The sequence below is a fragment of the Streptomyces sp. NRRL S-455 genome, from assembly GCF_000717875.1.
GTDB lineage: Bacteria > Actinomycetota > Actinomycetes > Streptomycetales > Streptomycetaceae > Streptomyces.
The window spans coordinates 99,918-116,154 of record NZ_JOCT01000021.1 but is presented as its reverse complement, the minus strand read 5'-3'; the positions used below and the strand labels follow the sequence as shown (position 1 = coordinate 116,154).

Annotated in this window: 12 protein-coding genes; 6 read left to right on the top strand and 6 right to left on the bottom strand. The window is 72.6% G+C overall.

The genetic code is table 11. The features are described 5' to 3' along the window. Positions 1-127 precede the first annotated feature (127 nt). From IE97_RS0125815 to IE97_RS0125800, 4 genes are all read right to left on the bottom strand, one after another. On the bottom strand, positions 128-1,540 hold the full coding sequence (locus tag IE97_RS0125815; protein ID WP_030245172.1) for an extracellular solute-binding protein: 1,413 nt from the start codon (positions 1,538-1,540) through the stop codon (positions 128-130). Further along, positions 1,540-4,071 carry a caspase family protein gene (locus IE97_RS0125810; RefSeq protein WP_030245171.1) on the bottom strand — a complete coding sequence of 844 codons (2,532 nt, stop codon included), beginning with the start codon at positions 4,069-4,071 and terminating at the stop codon, positions 1,540-1,542. The genes IE97_RS0125815 and IE97_RS0125810 overlap by 1 nt, the downstream gene beginning before the upstream one ends. Before the next feature lie 4 nt (positions 4,072-4,075). After that, the gene (locus IE97_RS0125805) at positions 4,076-4,411 is read right to left on the bottom strand and encodes a hypothetical protein (RefSeq protein WP_234310770.1); all 336 of its coding nucleotides are present in this window, start codon (positions 4,409-4,411) and stop codon (positions 4,076-4,078) included. Positions 4,412-4,536: 125 nt separating this feature from the next. After that, complete coding sequence (locus IE97_RS0125800) at positions 4,537-5,598, bottom strand: hypothetical protein (protein ID WP_030245166.1); 1,062 nt, start codon at positions 5,596-5,598, stop codon at positions 4,537-4,539. A 173-nt stretch (positions 5,599-5,771) separates the two neighbouring features. On the opposite strand from IE97_RS0125800, the gene IE97_RS0125795 reads away from it, so the two are divergent. Next, positions 5,772-6,221, top strand: coding sequence for a hypothetical protein (locus IE97_RS0125795; RefSeq protein WP_030245162.1), 450 nt, complete (start codon positions 5,772-5,774; stop codon positions 6,219-6,221). A 172-nt stretch (positions 6,222-6,393) separates the two neighbouring features. Next, on the top strand, positions 6,394-7,314 hold the full coding sequence (locus tag IE97_RS0125790) for a hypothetical protein (RefSeq protein ID WP_037837106.1): 921 nt from the start codon (positions 6,394-6,396) through the stop codon (positions 7,312-7,314). Here IE97_RS0125790 and IE97_RS0125785 read toward each other — a convergent pair. Then, positions 7,211-8,605 carry a PLP-dependent aminotransferase family protein gene (locus tag IE97_RS0125785; RefSeq protein ID WP_030245152.1) on the bottom strand — a complete coding sequence of 465 codons (1,395 nt, stop codon included), beginning with the start codon at positions 8,603-8,605 and terminating at the stop codon, positions 7,211-7,213. The genes IE97_RS0125790 and IE97_RS0125785 overlap by 104 nt on opposite strands. 157 nt (positions 8,606-8,762) lie before the next feature. Between IE97_RS0125785 and IE97_RS0125780 the strand changes: the two genes are divergently transcribed. From IE97_RS0125780 to IE97_RS0125770, 3 genes are all read left to right on the top strand, one after another. Beyond that, positions 8,763-9,572, top strand: coding sequence for an alpha/beta fold hydrolase (locus IE97_RS0125780; protein WP_030245146.1), 810 nt, complete (start codon positions 8,763-8,765; stop codon positions 9,570-9,572). A gap of 44 nt (positions 9,573-9,616) precedes the next feature. Beyond that, positions 9,617-10,621, top strand: coding sequence for an endonuclease/exonuclease/phosphatase family protein (locus IE97_RS0125775; protein WP_030245145.1), 1,005 nt, complete (start codon positions 9,617-9,619; stop codon positions 10,619-10,621). A 63-nt stretch (positions 10,622-10,684) separates the two neighbouring features. Beyond that, positions 10,685-11,926 (top strand): glycosyltransferase, encoded by a 1,242-nt coding sequence (locus IE97_RS0125770; RefSeq protein WP_030245143.1) that lies wholly within the window; start codon positions 10,685-10,687, stop codon positions 11,924-11,926. A gap of 132 nt (positions 11,927-12,058) precedes the next feature. On the opposite strand, the gene IE97_RS0125765 is transcribed toward IE97_RS0125770, so the two are convergent. Continuing rightward, positions 12,059-14,140 carry a PhoX family protein gene (locus IE97_RS0125765; RefSeq protein ID WP_030245140.1) on the bottom strand — a complete coding sequence of 694 codons (2,082 nt, stop codon included), beginning with the start codon at positions 14,138-14,140 and terminating at the stop codon, positions 12,059-12,061. A gap of 277 nt (positions 14,141-14,417) precedes the next feature. Here IE97_RS0125765 and IE97_RS0125760 point away from each other — a divergent pair, with 277 nt between their 5' ends. Next, the gene (locus tag IE97_RS0125760) at positions 14,418-16,220 is read left to right on the top strand and encodes a VWA domain-containing protein (protein ID WP_030245139.1); all 1,803 of its coding nucleotides are present in this window, start codon (positions 14,418-14,420) and stop codon (positions 16,218-16,220) included. Positions 16,221-16,237 lie beyond the last annotated feature (17 nt).

The following is a 16,237-nucleotide window of genomic DNA, read 5'->3' as shown; positions in this document are numbered from 1 at the left end:
TCCTGACCCAGCCCTCGTCGCCCAGTTCTCCAATGCGACATAGGCCGGTTCGAGACGTGATCCACAACAGGCTCACCACGTCGTACGACGACGCCCGGAGGAACCGTGAACATCACCGGGAGGGGATTCAACCGGGCAAGACCTCTTTCAACGCCTCGTCAAGTCGCTTCGCCACCTCGGTGTCATCCGCCCGGCCCTCGCCCGGGCTCGGGCCGTACAGGGCGTCGAGTTCGGTGATGAGGGTGTGTGTCACGGCGCCGTACAGCGGGGTGCGTGGGCGGTGCACGCCCTCGCGGAGGGCCGGGAGCAGGATGTCGCGGGAGAAGCTGACACCGTCGGCGATCCGGTCGGGGGGCAGACGGACGGTGCCCTCGCCGGTGGGAGACGCCGAGGGGGTCTCCGCGTACGCCGGGGCGTGCCGGCACCGGGGCGCGGTGCCGGGTTCCTGGTAGGCGGAGACGCGGGTCGCGGCGAAACCGGCACGCAGCAGGCAGCGTTCGCTGTCCAGGTCGGTCAGGAACGCGATCAGTTCCGCCGCCTTCGCGGCCCGCTGCTCGGACGTGGAGGAGGTGACGGCCAGGTTCTGCCCGCCGAGGACCGCCTTGCCGGGCAGCCGGGTCACCCCCAAGTCCTCCCCGTAGGTCTCGTGCAGGGTGGGGTAGACGTACGGCCAGTGCCGCAGGAACGTGGTGCGGCCCTCCGCGAAGGCACTGAGCGACTCGGCCTCGCGGGACTCGGAGGCCTCGTCGAGGGTGTACGGCGGGGCCGTGCGCTCACGCAGTTCTGCCACGCCCGCGGTGAGCTGTTCCACGGTCGCCGCGTACTCGCCGTCGCCGTCGGTCAGCCGGAGTCCGGGCACGGCCGAGGTGAACGCCTCGATCGCGTTGACGGTACGGCCCTCGTACGGGGCGAGCTGGGTGCTCCACCCCTCGGTGCCCTGGGAGCCGAAGTGCCCTTTGACGGCGTCGATCTGATCCCGCAGTTCGTCCCAGGTGACCCCACCGCTGAGATCGGTCCGGGAGACACCGGCCTCCCGCAGGTGGTCCTTGCGGTAGTACAGCAGGCCGGCGTCGCTGTTGAACGGGACCGCGTACCGCTTGCCCTTCCAGTACGACGTTCTGTCCACGGACGGGATGATGTCTTCGGGGGACTTGACGGCCGCGTCGGTCAGCGGGCGGATCAGGCCCGCGTCGGCGAACTCCGGGACCCAGGTCACGTCCAGGTTCACCACGTCGTACTCGGCGCTGCCGGACTGAAGGGCACCGAGCAGCTGGCTGCGCTGCTGGTCGGCGGAGCCGGGCAGTTCCACCAACCGGGCCTCGAAGCCCTGTGGGCCCTCCTCGGCGTTCCACATGTCGATGAGCTGCTGACGGATGCCGTTCTTGCCGGTCACGTCCTGTCCGCTGGCGACCACGATCCGGCGGCTGTTGTCGGCGTCCGGCGGCTGCTTCGTCCCTTCACCCGCGGTGCAGGCAGCCAGGAACAGCAGGGTCAGTACGGACAGCGACGCCAGTACGGCGGCCGGCAGGCGTCGGGCCATCATTCCTCCCCCGTTCCGGTGCGGGCGACCTCGTCGCGCAGCGCGGGCACCAGGTCGTCCCCGGCGTCCAGGCAGCGGCCCTGGGCTGCCTCCGCGATGCGTGTGCCAGGGCGGTCACGGTCGCAGGCCCCGCTGTTCAGCGTCACCATCACCACGGGCACGCCCGACTCACCGGCCCGGTCCTCCACCTCGCGGAGGCGGTCGCCGGTCAGGCGGTTGTCGTCCTCGCCGTCGGTCAGATACACGATCAGCTGCGGCCGCTCGTCGCCGGCGCCGCGCTCCCGCATGAACTCCAGTGCGTCCAGCAGGCCGGCGTGCGGATCGGCTTCCGCGTCCCGTACCTCGGCGCCTCCCCCGCCGGTCTTGAGGGCCCCTTCCGCCTCCGCGCGGGAGTGCGTGCGGAAGTCGAGCAGTTCGGTGTGCGTGGGGCGCCCGACGCCGTGCACCGCCCACACCCCGTACTCGTCCTCCTTGCCGAGACCCGTCAGGGTCTGTTTGAGGATGCCGGGGCCGCCGCTGGGGCCGTCCCACAGGCCGGCCATCGAGCCGGAGCTGTCGAGGAGGAACAGGACCCGGCCGGGTCCGTGCGCGTTGCCGTACCGCTCCAGCGTCCTGTCCAGTTGCGTCGCGTCGGCGGGGTCCGCCGACGGCACGGAACCGGTCAGCCCGTGTTCGGCCGCCTGACCGGCGATCAGGCCTCGCTCGTCCTTCGCGGACCTGAACCCCTGCTTGCCGAGCACCTCCCGGCCGCCCTTCCCCGCCAGCCAGTCGCGGAAGCGGTTCACCGCCTCGTCCCGCGCCTGGGCGTCCCGGTCGCCGCCTTCCCAGCGCACCCGCACGAACGTCGGTTCGAGACCGGGTACGTCGTCGGGGTAGAGGGCGGTGCGCTCGGCCCGCGTGACCGAGTGGCAGCCGACGCCGCTCCTGAGCAGGAACTCCGGGACCAGGACGGCGCTGCGGTCGTCCGCGGCGTCGTCCTCGGGCAGCGTGCACAGCAGCTTGACGGCCGAGGGCTCGGGCCGTCCTGCCTGGGTGATCAGCCGCTCGGCGCGGCGCACATCGCCCCCGTCGCCGTACAGTCCGACCGTCGCCAGCAGTGCCGAGTCGCTGAACTCGGGGTCGGGCCTGCGCACTTGTGCCTTCGTGTCGGCGTCCTTCAGGACCCTGATCAGCTCCGGCAGCGACCGCCCGGTGGGCGCGACGCCGACGTCGAGGCTCTCGGGGACGGCCAGCACGACCGGTGAGTAGGCGAACGGACCGGCGTCCGGCTCCAGCCGGGCGAAGACGCGGTCCACCTGCGCCTCCGTGACCCGGCCGACGTCCGCGCGGGTCGCGGGGATCCACACGTCAGGCTGCGGACCGACGTCCCGCTGCGGGTTGACGTCCTCACGCGGCTGCTGCCAGGGGTCGGAGTGCTCGCCCAGCGCGGTCACCACATGAGCGGCACCGGCGCTGTAGACGGTGACGCCGCTGCGCAGACAGCCGTCCTCCGTGGTGTTGTCCGCCGAGGCGAGGTAGGCGTCCGCGGCCGCCCGCATCGCCGGCTCCAGGTCGGGGTCGGTGAGGACCCGTAATTCCAGGGGCGGCTCGCAGGAGCCGGAGTCGCCGGTCAGGGCCAGCAAGCCGTAGCCGCCCGCACTGGTGGCGAGCAGCGCCAGCAGAACCGACAGGGCGGTGCGGCGGAGTCGGGGGCCGGTGCCCTGCCGGGCGGGCGCGAACCGACGTCGGAGCCGGGCGAACCAGCCACCGGACGTGCCCCCGGCGCCACCGGACAGGTCCACCGGTCCTGCCGCCAGCAGCACGTCGTCCCCGTTCCAGGGACGGGCCAGCGCCTGCGGCCGCTGCAGGTCGTTGTCCTCCGCCCTGTACCTCGCCTCGGCCATCCGCCGCTCCACCGCGTCGTACAGCTCGGAGAGCCACACCTCCCCGCCCTCGTCGAGGACGTGCACGAGTTCACGGGTGAACGGCGTCGCCACCTTGGCGGTACCGCCCAGGATGCAGCGGTTGGGCTGCACGCTCATCAGGAGGAGGATCTTGTGCCGCCTCGGATCGTCGAGGCGGTGCCAGATTCCCGCGGCGTTACCCGCGTAGCAGCAGTCGAGGATCACCACCACCTGCTCGGCGTGGCTCTCGACGAGTTCGCCCAGCACCTGGCTGAAACTGACGGAGCCGGGCAGCCCGTTGCCCGTGAGGACCCGCGCGGTGCGCATCTGGAGGTGCAGCTCGCTGCCGGAGGTCGAGGTGACGGCATGCCCGGCGAAGTAGAGCAGCAGCAGTCCTCTGGCTTCGCGGCAGGCGCGGCTCAGCGCGCCCGTGAAGTCGTCCTGGGTCGGCGAGGCCAGGGATTTCACCTCGCCCGCGCCGAACACATGGCCCCGGTTCAGCGCGTCCTCGAGTGTCGTCCGGTTGCGCCGCACGGCGGGGAGCTGGCCATTGACACCCTGTGGATGCTCCGGCGCCGTGTGGTCGTACTCGGACACACCGACCAGCAGCGCCCGGTTCACTCTGCCGCGCGCGTCGAAGCGGCTCACCGGTCTACCCCCGTGGGGGGTCCAGCGGGCGGATCTCGGGCCCAGGATCGCCGCCCTGGAGCCTGCGGCGGTTGTTCGTCCAGGTCTTCACCGCGCGGGTGGTGTACTCGGTCAGTGCGACGACCGTGACGACATCACCGAGCAGTTTCAGCACGAGCTCCAGGTCGGGCCCCAGCCGTCCCTCGGGCCCGTCCGTGCCGGCCTGCACCTCGATCTCCAGGTCCCCGTCGGCGAGCAGTCGCTCCAGCGGCTCGTCCCGCTCCAGCCACGTCTTCAGGGCTCTGACATCGTCCACGGTCGCGCCGGCGCCCAGCCGCACGCGTACGCCTAAGACAGCCACTCGGCCCCCCTCTGTCATACCCGACATCATGACACCGGGTCAGGCCTCAGCGGCAGACCTGTGACGCGACCGGGGACAGCGATTGCACCTCTCCGTTCACGCCAGTCACACATGTCACAGGCGTGTCAGGGCTGGGTCTGCAACTGCCGCAACTGCCGCTGCACATGGTCGAGCGCCCCTTCGCGCCGTCCGGGGACCCGGCCCCGCAACTCGGCGAGCGCGGCGCCCAGTTCGCGGGCACGGGCCGTGTCACGGATCTGACCCCACTGGTGGTGGGCCCGGTCCACGGCGGCCTCGACGGCGGGCGCGTCCGGCGCCTGCCCGGCGTTCAGGCGGACGGTGGCCACGGTCAGCCAGGTGTGGCAGCTGCGGCCCGCGTCCCCGGCGAACATCGCGAGGTCCGCCCGGACCTCGGTCCAGTGCAGGGCCTCCTCGGAGGTGGGCCCGTGCGCGGCGACTGCGGCCCGTTCGTGCCGGGCGGCGAGCGCGTCGGCCTCGGAGTGGCGGCCGGACTGGACGGCGGCGGTGATGGCGGCGTGCGGATCGCCCGCCGCCGGGCCCGGTGTGCTGATCACGATGTCCGTGGCCGCGCTCTCCGGTGCGATACGGGCCAGCGCCTGCTGGTGCAGCTGATCCGCCGGCGGCCGGAACCCGCTGCGCAGGATCGTCGCGACCGCCTTCATGTACGCCGGTGCCGCGACGGTGCGTCTGGACGGTGGTGGCGCGATCCGGCCGTGGACGGCGCTGCCGCGGCCCGAGTCCAGCGGGGTGCCGCGCAGCAGCTCCCAGGTCTCGGCGTCGGCGTGCAGGTCGAGCAGGAAGGTCGTGGCCCCGGCCGGCCGCAGCCGCAGTTCGTCCCGGAACCAGTGCCAGGGGAACGCGGTGTAGCGGGCGGTGGAGGCGGTGGTGCGGGCCAGCGCGAGGTGCGGCAGACGCTGACGGCGGTCGAGGACGAGCTGGCCCGTGACGAACACGGTGAGCGGGCCCGGGGACGCGGCGGCGGCGCGCAGCCGGGTCAGCACGGCCTGCGGCTCCAGCGGGTCGGCGAGCTCGACGACGTTCGCGGTGTCCGTGCCGGACAGCACGGCGGGTGGGACGGCGGCCAGGACGGGCAGCACGGAGGCGGCGTCCACCAGACGCCCCTTACCCACCGGCGAGGCCGCCAGCAGCAGCACGGTTCCGGACATCTCGTCCCCTCCCCCGGTCGATCACGTACCGCAGCACGGTAACCGGTGCGGCTGCAAAGGAGGGCCCTCAGGACCGCAAACGCCCGCCTTCGGGGGTTTTGGCCCGCCGACTTGCCGACGGCAGTCGGGCGGTGTGCCCTGGAGAGCAGGGGCAGGGAGAGAGGAGAGCTCTCATGGCTCACGCGGCACCCGCCTCACCCAAGGTGACCAGGCAGCTCCCGCAGCGCCGTGCACCCGACGTCTTCAGCGCGCGGACCCACGCGATGGCCAGGGTCGCGCTGCCCGTCGTCCTCGGGCTGGTCTACGGCTACTGGGCCGCCGCCAACCGTCGCTACGGCGGGCCCATCACGGGCTGGAACCTGCTGTTCGGCTTCGTCACCGCGCTCGTGTTCGCCGTGCTCTTCGCGGCCGTGTGGCAACTCGGCCAGGGGCTCCGGCGCGAGCTGCGCGCCCTGCTCTGGTTCGCCTTCACCGGCTGCGCCACCGGCTTCCTCATCAGCCAGTCCGGTGAGTCCGTGCTGTGGTCCATGTGGCTGGGACTGGCGGCCGGAGCGGGCGTCTTCGTGATGGTGTTCTACCGCTACTACACGCACGAGGACGCCGCCGGCCACCGCGTCGACTGATCGCGTCCGGGCCGGACCGGACCGGGCCTGTCGTGGACGTGGGGCGCCCCGTTCGGCTCGAGGTGTGGGGCCGAATGCAGTCCCGCCGCTCGCGGGCCGCACCGGCGGCGCCTTGTCTGGAGTGGTGACCGAGCGCGGCCGGGCGCCCGTACCCGAGGAGGCGCCCACACGACTGCGGAACGCCCTGTCGGCCGTTCTGCTGGCCCTCGCGTGCCTGCTGCTGCCGTTCGGGGCGCTCGCGTCCTGGGCGGCGCACGGGCTGACCGACACCGGCCGCTACGTGCGCAGTGTGGCGCCGCTCGCCGCCGACCCGCACGTGCGGCGCGCGGTGGCGGACGCCCTCGGGGACGGCATCATGCGGAAGGCCGGGCACGAGCTCGACAGCGGGCCGCTGCGCGGCGCGGCCGGGCCCTTCGTGCACGACGCGGTGCGGTCGTTCACCCGGACCGACGTGTTCCGCACGGCGTGGGAGGCGGCGAACCAGGCCGTCCACACCGCCGTGGTGCGGGCCCTGCGCGACGACGACACCCGGGCGACCGCGGTCACCGTCGACCTCGCCCCGGTCGTAGCCCGTGTCAAACGCCAACTCACCGACAACCGGGTGCCGTTCGCCCACCGCATCCCGGTCACGCACACCCGGGTCCCGGTGCTCCCGGCCGGGGACGTGGACCGACTGCGCAAGGGGTACCAGGTGCTGGACACCGCCGCCTTCTGGTTGCCGCCGGCCGCCGCCGTGTTCGCGGTCGCCGGGATCACCGTCGCCGCGTGCCGTCGCCGCGCGGTCACCGCCCTCGGCCTCGGTACGGCGCTGGGCGGCGGGCTGCTCGTCCTCGCTGTCGCGATCGGCCGCCGCCTCACCCTCGCGGACCTGTCCGACCCCCTCCACCGCCCGGCCGCGGGCGCGGTCTACGACGCCCTGACCGCCAGCCTGCGCACGGTGTCCTGGCTGCTGCTCACCCTCGGCCTGACGGTGGCGCTCGCCTCCTGGCTCACCGGCCGCTACGGCCCCCGCTCCGCCGCGCGGCGATGTGCGCCAGCGTCCGCAGCGCCCGCCGCAGATCCGGCTCCGGAGCCGAGGCGAGACCGAGCCTGACGGCGTCGGGCGTGTGGCCCGGGGCGACGGCGAAGGCGGGGCCGGGCGTGACGGCGATGCCGTGCGCGGCGGCGGCCGCCGTGAAGGTGTCCGCGCGCCACGGGGCGGGCAGCTCCCACCAGGCGAAGTAGGCGCGCGGGTCGGACCGCACGGCGAAACCGTCGAGTTCCTGGGTGAGGATCCGCTGGCGTCGCGTCGCGTCCACCCGCTTGGCCTCGGTCAGCCTCGCCACGACCCCCTCCCCGGCCCACCGCACGGCCGCCTCCAGCGCGAACCGTCCCGCACTCCACCCACCCGACCGCACCGCCTCGGCCACCGCACCGACCCGGTGCGGTGGCACGACGAGAAAACCGACGGTGAGCCCCGGCGCGACCCGCTTGGACAGGCCGTCGACGACATGGGTGAGGGCGGGGGCGTGGGCGGCGAGGGGGTCGACCGGGCCGCGGCGCTCGCCGGCCCGTTCCCCACGCCCGTGACGGCCGTCCGGCCCGACCAGGAAGGACCAGATACGGTCCTCCACGACCGGCAGGTTCACGTCGTGCACCAGATGCGCGAGTTGCAGCAAGCGCGGCCCGCTCGTCGTCACGGACGTCGGGTTGTGCAGCGCCGGCTGCAGATAGAGGGCGGACAAGGGGGCCGTACGGTGCGCGGCGGCGACGGCCTCCGGGAGCAGCCCGTCCCGGTCGCCGGCCAGCGGCACCAGCGTGATCCCCAGCCGCGCCGCGATCTCCTTGACCAGCGGATACGTCAGCTGCTCCACGCCGACCCGGCCGCCCGGCCGGACCAGGGAGGCCAGGGCGGCGGCGATGGCCTGACGGGCGTTGCCGGTGAACAGCAGCCGGTCCGGGTCGGGGCGCCAGCCGGGCGTGGTGAGGAGGGCGGCCGCGGCCTCCCGGGCGGACGGGGTACCGGTGGCGGCGGCCGGCAGCAGCGCCTCGGCCAGCACGTCGGGACGCAGCAGCGGCGCGAGAACGGGCGCGAGAAGCTCCGCCTGACCAGGCGCGCTGGGGTAGTTGAGCTCCATGTTGACCGGGGCGTCGGCCAGGCCCGGCTCGACGAGTGCCCGCCCCGCGGGCCCCGCCGGCGCGGCCCGCACGAAGGTGCCGCGCCCGACCTCACCGACGACCAGCCCGCGCCGTACGAGTTCGCCGTACACCCGCCCGGCCGTGGAGGGCGCGATCCCCCGGCGCCGCGCGAACGCCCGCTGCGGCGGCAACCGTTGGCCGGGCCTGAGCCGCCCGGTGGCGATGTCGTCCGCGATCAGGTCGGCGATACGCCGGAAGTCACCCATCGATCGGCTTCCCCTTCGAATGGAATGGACTGAACTGGACGGGACTGGACGGGACCGGACGGGACCGCGATGCGGACTGGACGGGACCGCGCTCCGGATTGCACCGAGAGCAAAGATCTTATTGCACCGAGTAGTTGAGCGGCCTAGGGTCGTCCCCATGGCACCCTTCCTCGCATACGAGGACAAAGGCCCTGACACTCATCGGGTTCCCCTGGTCCTCGTCCACGGCCATCCCTTCGACCGCACGATGTGGGCCCCACAACTGGACACCTTCTCCACGGCCCGCCGCGTCATCGCCCCCGACCTGCGCGGCTACGGCGCCTCCCCCACGACCCCGGCCCTCGCGGACTTCTCCGGATTCGCCCGGGACATCGAGGCCCTGCTGGACGAACTGAAGGTCGCGTCCTGCGTCCTGGCGGGCCTGTCGATGGGCGGCCAGATCGTCATGGACTGCTACCGCCTGTTCCCCGAGCGCGTCCGCGGCCTGGTCCTCGCGGACACCTTCCCGGCGGCGGAGACCCCGCAGGGCGTCCACGCCCGCGACGCCATGGCGGACCGCCTCCTGCGCGACGGCATGCGCGGCTACGCCGACGAGGTCCTGGAACGGATGGTCGCACCGTACGCCCCCGCCGAGGTCAAGGCCCACGTCCACCGCATGATGACGGCCACCTCCCCCGAGGGCGCCGCCGCCGCCCTGCGCGCCCGCGCCCGGCGCCCCGACTACCAGGACCTCCTGACCCGCGTCCCGGTCCCGGCCCTGGTCGTCGTCGGCACCGACGACACCTACACACCCGTCTCCGACGCCCGGGCCATGCACGCGGCCCTCCCCGACTCGGCGCTGCACGTGATCGACGGCGCGGCCCACATGCCCAACCTGGAACGCCCCGAGGAGTTCGACAGGGCACTGCGGGAATTCCTGGCCCGCGTCGACGCGGCTGAACCTTCCGGCGCCGCACCCCGTCTTTGAGGGAGGATACGGGCATCCCACCCAGCGAGCGGAAGGCCGGGCCCTTGGACACAGCGGCTGCCGAGTGGACCGCCACCGACGACACCCCCGGGTACCGTCCGCCCCGACGGCGGCTCGGCACCTGGTGCGCCGGACTGCTGCTCGCCGGAGTGAGCGTGGTCGTCGCCTTCCGGACCGCGGACAGCGACGGCCTCACACCCGTCCCGCAGCTCCTCGCCTTCCTCCCCTGGCTGCTCGCCCCCACCGGTCTGGCGCTGCTGCTCTCGCTGCGGTCCCGCTGGTGGCTGGGAACGGCCTGGGGCGTGGTCCTGCTCGGCCTGCTGGCCTGGTTCATCGAGCCGTACGGCAAGACCGGCGACCCCGTCGGCCGACCGGTCGCCGAACTGCGCGTGCTGACCTCGAACGTCGAGTTCGGGCAGGCCACCGGCGGCCTGGTCGCCACCGTCCGCCGCGAGAAACCGGACGTCGTCTTCGTACAGGAATGCGACTACGGGTGCGACGCGAAGCTGAAGGACGACCTCTCGCGGGACTACCCGCACCGCCGTGCCGTCGAGGGCGGCGGCTCCGAGGGCTCCGTCATCCTCAGCCGCTTCCCCCTCCGCCCCACGGCCGGCGTCACCGCCACGATGGGCATGCCCGGCGCGATCGCCGACGTGGACGGGCACGCCGTACGCCTCCAGCTCGCCCACCCCATGCCCCCGCTGCCCGCCCAGGTCGGCCTCTGGAAGCGTGAGCTGTCCGCCCTGCGCGCCGCGGCCACCGCCGACCGCGACACCCCCCTCGTCCTGGCCGGCGACTTCAACGCCTCCCAGGACCACGCCGCCTTCCGCCGCATCCTCGGCACCGGCCTGTACGACGCCGCCCGCCTGGACGACGCCGCCCGCGCGGCCACCTGGCCGGCCTGGACGGCCGCGACGTTCGGCACGCAGATCGACCATGTGCTGGTGTCGAAGGACTTCGCGGCGGACCGCACCCGCATCCTGAACCTGTCCGACACGGACCACCGGGCGGTGGTCACGGACCTGACACTGTACGAGGGCCGTCCATAGCGGGCGGGTCGTGCCACAGAATCGTCGACCGCGGCCCGAACCTGCGGAAATGGGAGTCACGAAATGCGTGTGCTGTTGTCGGGGTATGACTCGCGCGGGGGCATCGAACCGCTGGTGGGACTCGCGGTGCGGTTACGGGAACTCGGCGCGGAGGTGCGGGTGTGCGCGCCGCCGGACGAGGAGTTCGCGAAGCGGCTGGCCGGGGCCGGTGTGGAGATGGTGCCGACTGGCCAGTCGGTGCGCCAGTTGGTGACCGGGAAGACGCCGCCGTCGGCGGCAGGAGTGCCCCGGCGCGCGGCCGAGTTGGTCGCCGCGTTTTATGACAAGGTCACCGTGGCAGCCGAGGGGTGTGATGTGCTGGTGGCGTCCGGCCTCGTGCCGGCCGTGGCCGGCGTGAAGTCGGTCGCCGAGAAACTGGGCATCCGATACGTGTACGCGAGCTACCAGCCGGTCAGCCTGCCGTCGCCGCACCACCCGCCGATGCCGCGGCCGGGTCGGCCGCTCCCCTCGGATGTGACCGACAATCGAGTGCTGTGGGAGCGGGACGCCCAGGACGCGCAGGCGGTGTTCGGCGAAGCGATCAACACCCACCGGGCGTCGATTGACCTGCCGCCGGTGGACAACGTCCGCGACCATGTCTTCACCGACCACCCGTGGCTGGCCACGGACCCGGTCCTGGCCCCGTGGCTGCAGCCGGCGGAACTCGGCGTGGTGCAGACCGGCGCGTGGATCCTGCCGGACGAACGCCCGCTCCCCGCCGAGTTGGTGGCGTTCCTGGACGCCGGCACACCACCGGTGTACGTGGGCTTCGGCAGCATTCCCCTGCGCGATCCGGAGGACGTCGCTCGGGTGGCCATCGAAGCGATCCGCGCGCAGAGCCGCCGCGCAGTCGTCTCCCGCGGCTGGGCCGACCTGGCCCTGATCGACGACCAGGACGACTGCTTCGTCGTCGGCGAGGTCAACCATCAGGCACTGTTCCGCCGGGCGGCCGCCGTCGTGCACCACGGCGGCGCGGGCACCACGACGACGGCCACCCGGGCCGGCGCGCCTCAGGTGGTGGTACCCCAGGGGGCGGACCAGCCATATTTCGCCAGCCGGGTCGCTGACCTGGGCATCGGCGCGGCACACGACGGTCCGGCTCCAACCGTCGAGTCCCTGTCGGCCGCGCTCAAGACGGCCCTGACCCCCGAGACCCGCGCACGAGCGACCGCCGTGGCCGACACGTTCCGCACCGACGGGGCGACGGTGGCCGCGAAACTGCTGCTCGACGCCGTCAGCCAAGAAAGGCCGCCAGTGTCCGCGTGAACCACGCCAGATCGTCGAGCCAGGGACAGTGCCCTGCGCCGGGCCAACTCGGTATGCCCGAAGAGACCGGCTTCCAGGGTGAGGAAAAGGGGGGCGCCGACGGACGCCCCCCTTCACTCTCTTCTCTTCCGATCAAACGCCGATGTCGCACCCGTCGGCCCGCCACACGGCCACGACCGCGGGCCGGACGTACGTCCCGGGCCCGTCCGGCCAGGTGCTGGCCGGCTTCTCCACGGATGCGCCGTCGATCTCGCCCGGATGCTGCACGGCGACGAGGACGCGCCGCTCCTGGATGATCGGACCGCAGGTCTCGGCACCCTTCGGCACGGTCAGGAACTGCTTCAGCTCACCGCGCCGCTCACCCCGGGTGGCCACCCCGAACAGACCGTCGTGCGAACCGAGCTGGGCGCCGTCGGTGGAGATCCACAGGTTGCCGTACGGGTCGAAGGCGACGTTGTCCGGGCAGGAGATGGGGCTGACCCCGTCCTTCGGGAAGCCTGCGAAGTAGGTCGCCGGGTCCTCCGGGTCACCCGCCACGAGGAACAACGACCAGGCGAACTTCGTGCTCTCGGGCCGGTTCCACCGCTCGGTCAGCTCCAGTACGTGCCCGTGCTTGTTGGCGTTGCGCGGGTTGGCCTCGTCCGCCTTGGCGTTGGAGCCGACACCCCGGTTGGTGTTGTTGGTGAGGGCGACGTACACCTTGCCGGTCACCGGGTTCGGCTCGATGTCCTCGGGCCGGTCCATCTTGGTCGCGCCCACCTTGTCACCGGCGAGCCGGGTGAAGACGAACACCTCCTCGGCCGTCATCCCGTCCACGTGCGAGACGGCGCCCTTCGCGGTCGCGGTGGCCAGCGGGATCCACTCACCGCTGCCGTCGAACTCGCCGTCGGCCGGCAGCTTGCCCGTGCCGTCGATCTCGATCGCCGGGGAGTCACCGGTGACCTTGGCGACGTACAGCGTGCCCTCGTCGAGCAGCGAGAGATTGTGCTCGCGGACGGCCCGGGAGGTGCCGTGCTTCATCCGCTTGCTGCTGACGAACTTGTAGAAGTAGTCGAAACGCTCGTCGTCACCGGTGTACACGACGGGGCGGCCGTCCGAGGTGAGCCGGATGTTCGCGGCCTCGTGCTTGAACCGCCCGAGGGCCGTGTGCTTGCGCGGTGTCGAGTCCGGGTCGTACGGGTCGAACTCCACGACGTACCCGAACCGGTGCACCTCGTTCGGCTCCCGGGCGACGTCGAACCGCTTGTCGAACCGCTCCCACTTCCGCTCGCTGGCCCCGGTCCCGATCCCGTACCGCTTGTCCGTCGCCCGGCTGCTGTTGGCGAAGTACTGGTTGAAGTTCTCCTCGCCGTGCAGGGTCGTACCCCACGGCGTGACACCGCCCGAGCAGTTGTTGAGGGTGCCGAGCACCTTGGTGCCGGTCGGGTCGGCGGAGGTCCTGACGAGGTCGGACCCCGCGACCGGCCCCGTCAGCCGGAACTCGGTGGTGGCGGTGACGCGCCGGTTGAGCCGATGCCGCGGAACGGCGGTGAGCTTCCCGCTCTTCCCGTCCCCCTCCACGACGACGGCGGACAGGCCGTGCGCGGCCCAGGCGATCTCGACCTGCTCACGGGTCGGGTTCGCGGGGTCGTACCCGCGGAACATCAGGATCTCGTCGGTGTATTCGTGATTGGCGACGAGCAGCTGCCGTCCGCGCTCCCCCGGCAACGGCAGCAGCGCGAGAAAGTCACAGTTGTACCCGAACTGCCCGGCCTGCGCCTTGGCGGTCTGCTTCTCCGGGTCGAAGGCCGGCGCCCCGCGCAGGATGGGCTCGCCCCAGCGGATGACGACGTTCTGCCGGTACCCGTCCGGCACGGTCACCGCGTCCGCGGTGTTGGGCGCGACGGGCGCGAAGCGCAGCCCGCGAGCGCCCGTGCGCTTACGGCCGGCGGCCTCGGCGGCGGCACCACCGGCCGGGGCGGCGTCCGCGGACGGCGCCTGCCCGACCCCGACGGCCCCCGCCCCGGCGGCGGCCACGGTCACCACGGCCGCGGCGCGCATCATCGACCGGCGGCTGAGCGCACCGGCGATCACGTCACCGACGTACTCGTTGGAGCTGGTGTTGGGCACCTCGTGGAAGCAGGCGTCTCCACACCGGAAACGACAGGTCATGGCGGACCGGCCGCCGGGGTGCGAACCGGACGGCGTTCCGATCAACGGCAGCAGCTTGCGCACTTTGCTCTCCTTGGATGCCCTTGGTGTCAGCGTGACCGTAGGGGCACATATGCGCGAGAGCCGGGCGCCCTGGTGAACAACGAGTGAACCCCCAGCAGCCGTCCGGGTGTTGCCGCCGTTCAGCAGGGCGACACCCGCGCAGGCCGGATGTCCCCCTTGACAGCCCGGGCCACCCACATCCGCCCCTGCCCAAGATCACCCAGGCGGGCCGCTAACCTTACGTGTCCGTCCTGGCCAGGGATTGACGGCTTCAACTCACGCGAAGGGTTGCGCGCACATGGGCATTCTCACTCGGTTGCGGAACGCGTTCGGACGGTCCCGCAAGTCACAAACCGCCGAGGCGGAGGGTGCGGCGCAGACCACGGCGGCGGAAACGACCTCCCAGGAAGCACCGGCGGCACAGTCGGCGCCCTCGACGCCCTCCGCGCCCCCGAAGGTCCCGTCCCCCTCCCCGGAACCGGAACCGACTCCGACGGCGAGCGTCCCCGAGCCCCGCGACGAACACGACCTCGTGTCGGCGGCCTTCGACAAGGTCACGGTCCCGGGGCCGACCCGGTCGACGGAGGGCGAGCCGGCTGGGGAGCAGCCGACGGCTGAGGAGAAGCCGGCGACTGAGGAGAAGCCGGAGGTCGAGGAGAAGCCGGCGACTGAGGAGAAGCCGGAGGTCGAGGAGAAGGCAGCGGCTGAGGAAAAGCCGGAGGTTGCCGAGGAGCCGAAGGCTGCGGAGGCGCCGAAGGCCGCGGAGAAGCCGGAAGCCACCACCGAGAGCCCCGTGGCCGAGGAGCCGGAGCCAAAGACGGAGAAGCCGGAGGTTGCCGAGGAGCCGTCGGCGCCTGAAGCCGGCCCGGAGACCGAGACGCCGCAGCCCGAGCCCACCTCCAAGACGGAGGCGCAGCCCACCGCCGAGCCCGAGGCACCCGCGGAAACCGAGCCCCAGCCGACGCCGGCGCAGCAGCAGGCGCCGGAGGCGACGAAGCCGGAGTCCGAGCCGACGCCCGACGTGAAGCCCGAGGCAGAGACGACGCCCGAGCCCACGCCGACGGCCGACGTGAAGACTGAGGGCGAGACGACGCCCGACGCGGAGCCCGCCGCCGAAGAAGCGCCCAAGCCTGAGCCGACACCCGACGCGAAGCCCGAGCCCGAGCCCGAGCCGACGCCCGACGTGAAGCCCGAGGCAGAGGCAACGCCCGAGCCCACGCCGACGGCCGACGCGAAGCCTGAAGCCGATGGGGAAGCGAAGCCCGAAGGCAAGCCGAAGGCCAAGGCGGAGCCGAAGGACGAGGAGGTCGCTGCCCCGGCCCCCGCCGCCGCGGACGCCGACGGTGCCCAGGCCCCCCAGGGGCCACCCGCACCCGACAACGAGAGCCGCACGGGTGGTGCGGGCGGGAACGACACGGCCGAAGCCGAAGGCGAGGCCGAACCCGCCCTCCCCCTGACCGCCCTCAAGAAGCACGCCCCCGGCCTCGCCACGGCGTACAAGGCCGCCGCCACCGCCCTCAAGAAGCACAACCTCACCGGCACCCGCGCCAAGGTCTACCTCGTCCTCGACCGCTCCGCCTCCATGCGCCCGTACTACAAGGACGGCTCCGCCCAGGCCCTCGCCGAACAGACCCTCGCCCTCGCGGCCCACCTCGACCCCGAGGCCACCGTCCCGGTCGTCTTCTTCTCCACCGAACTGGACGGCACCGGCGAGATCACCCTCACCGAGCACGAGAACAAGATCGACGATCTCCACGCCGGCCTCGGACGCATGGGCCGCACCAGCTACCACGCAGCAGTCGAAGCAGTCCTCGCCCACCACAGCGAGGAAGCAACCGGCACCCCCGCCCTGGTGATCTTCCAGACCGACGGCGCCCCCGACGCCAAGACCCCCGCCACCCAGGCCCTCACCGACGCGGCCAGGACCCACCCCTCCGTCTTCTTCTCCTTCGTCGCCTTCGGCGACCCGGAGAACAAGGCCTTCGACTACCTCCGCAAGCTCAAGACCCCCAACACGTCCCACTTCCTCGCCGGCGAAACCCCCCGCGAGTTCACGGACAAGGAGCTCTACGAGGGCGTACTGGCGAACTGGCGGCCGTAAGCCCGTAACACCACCAG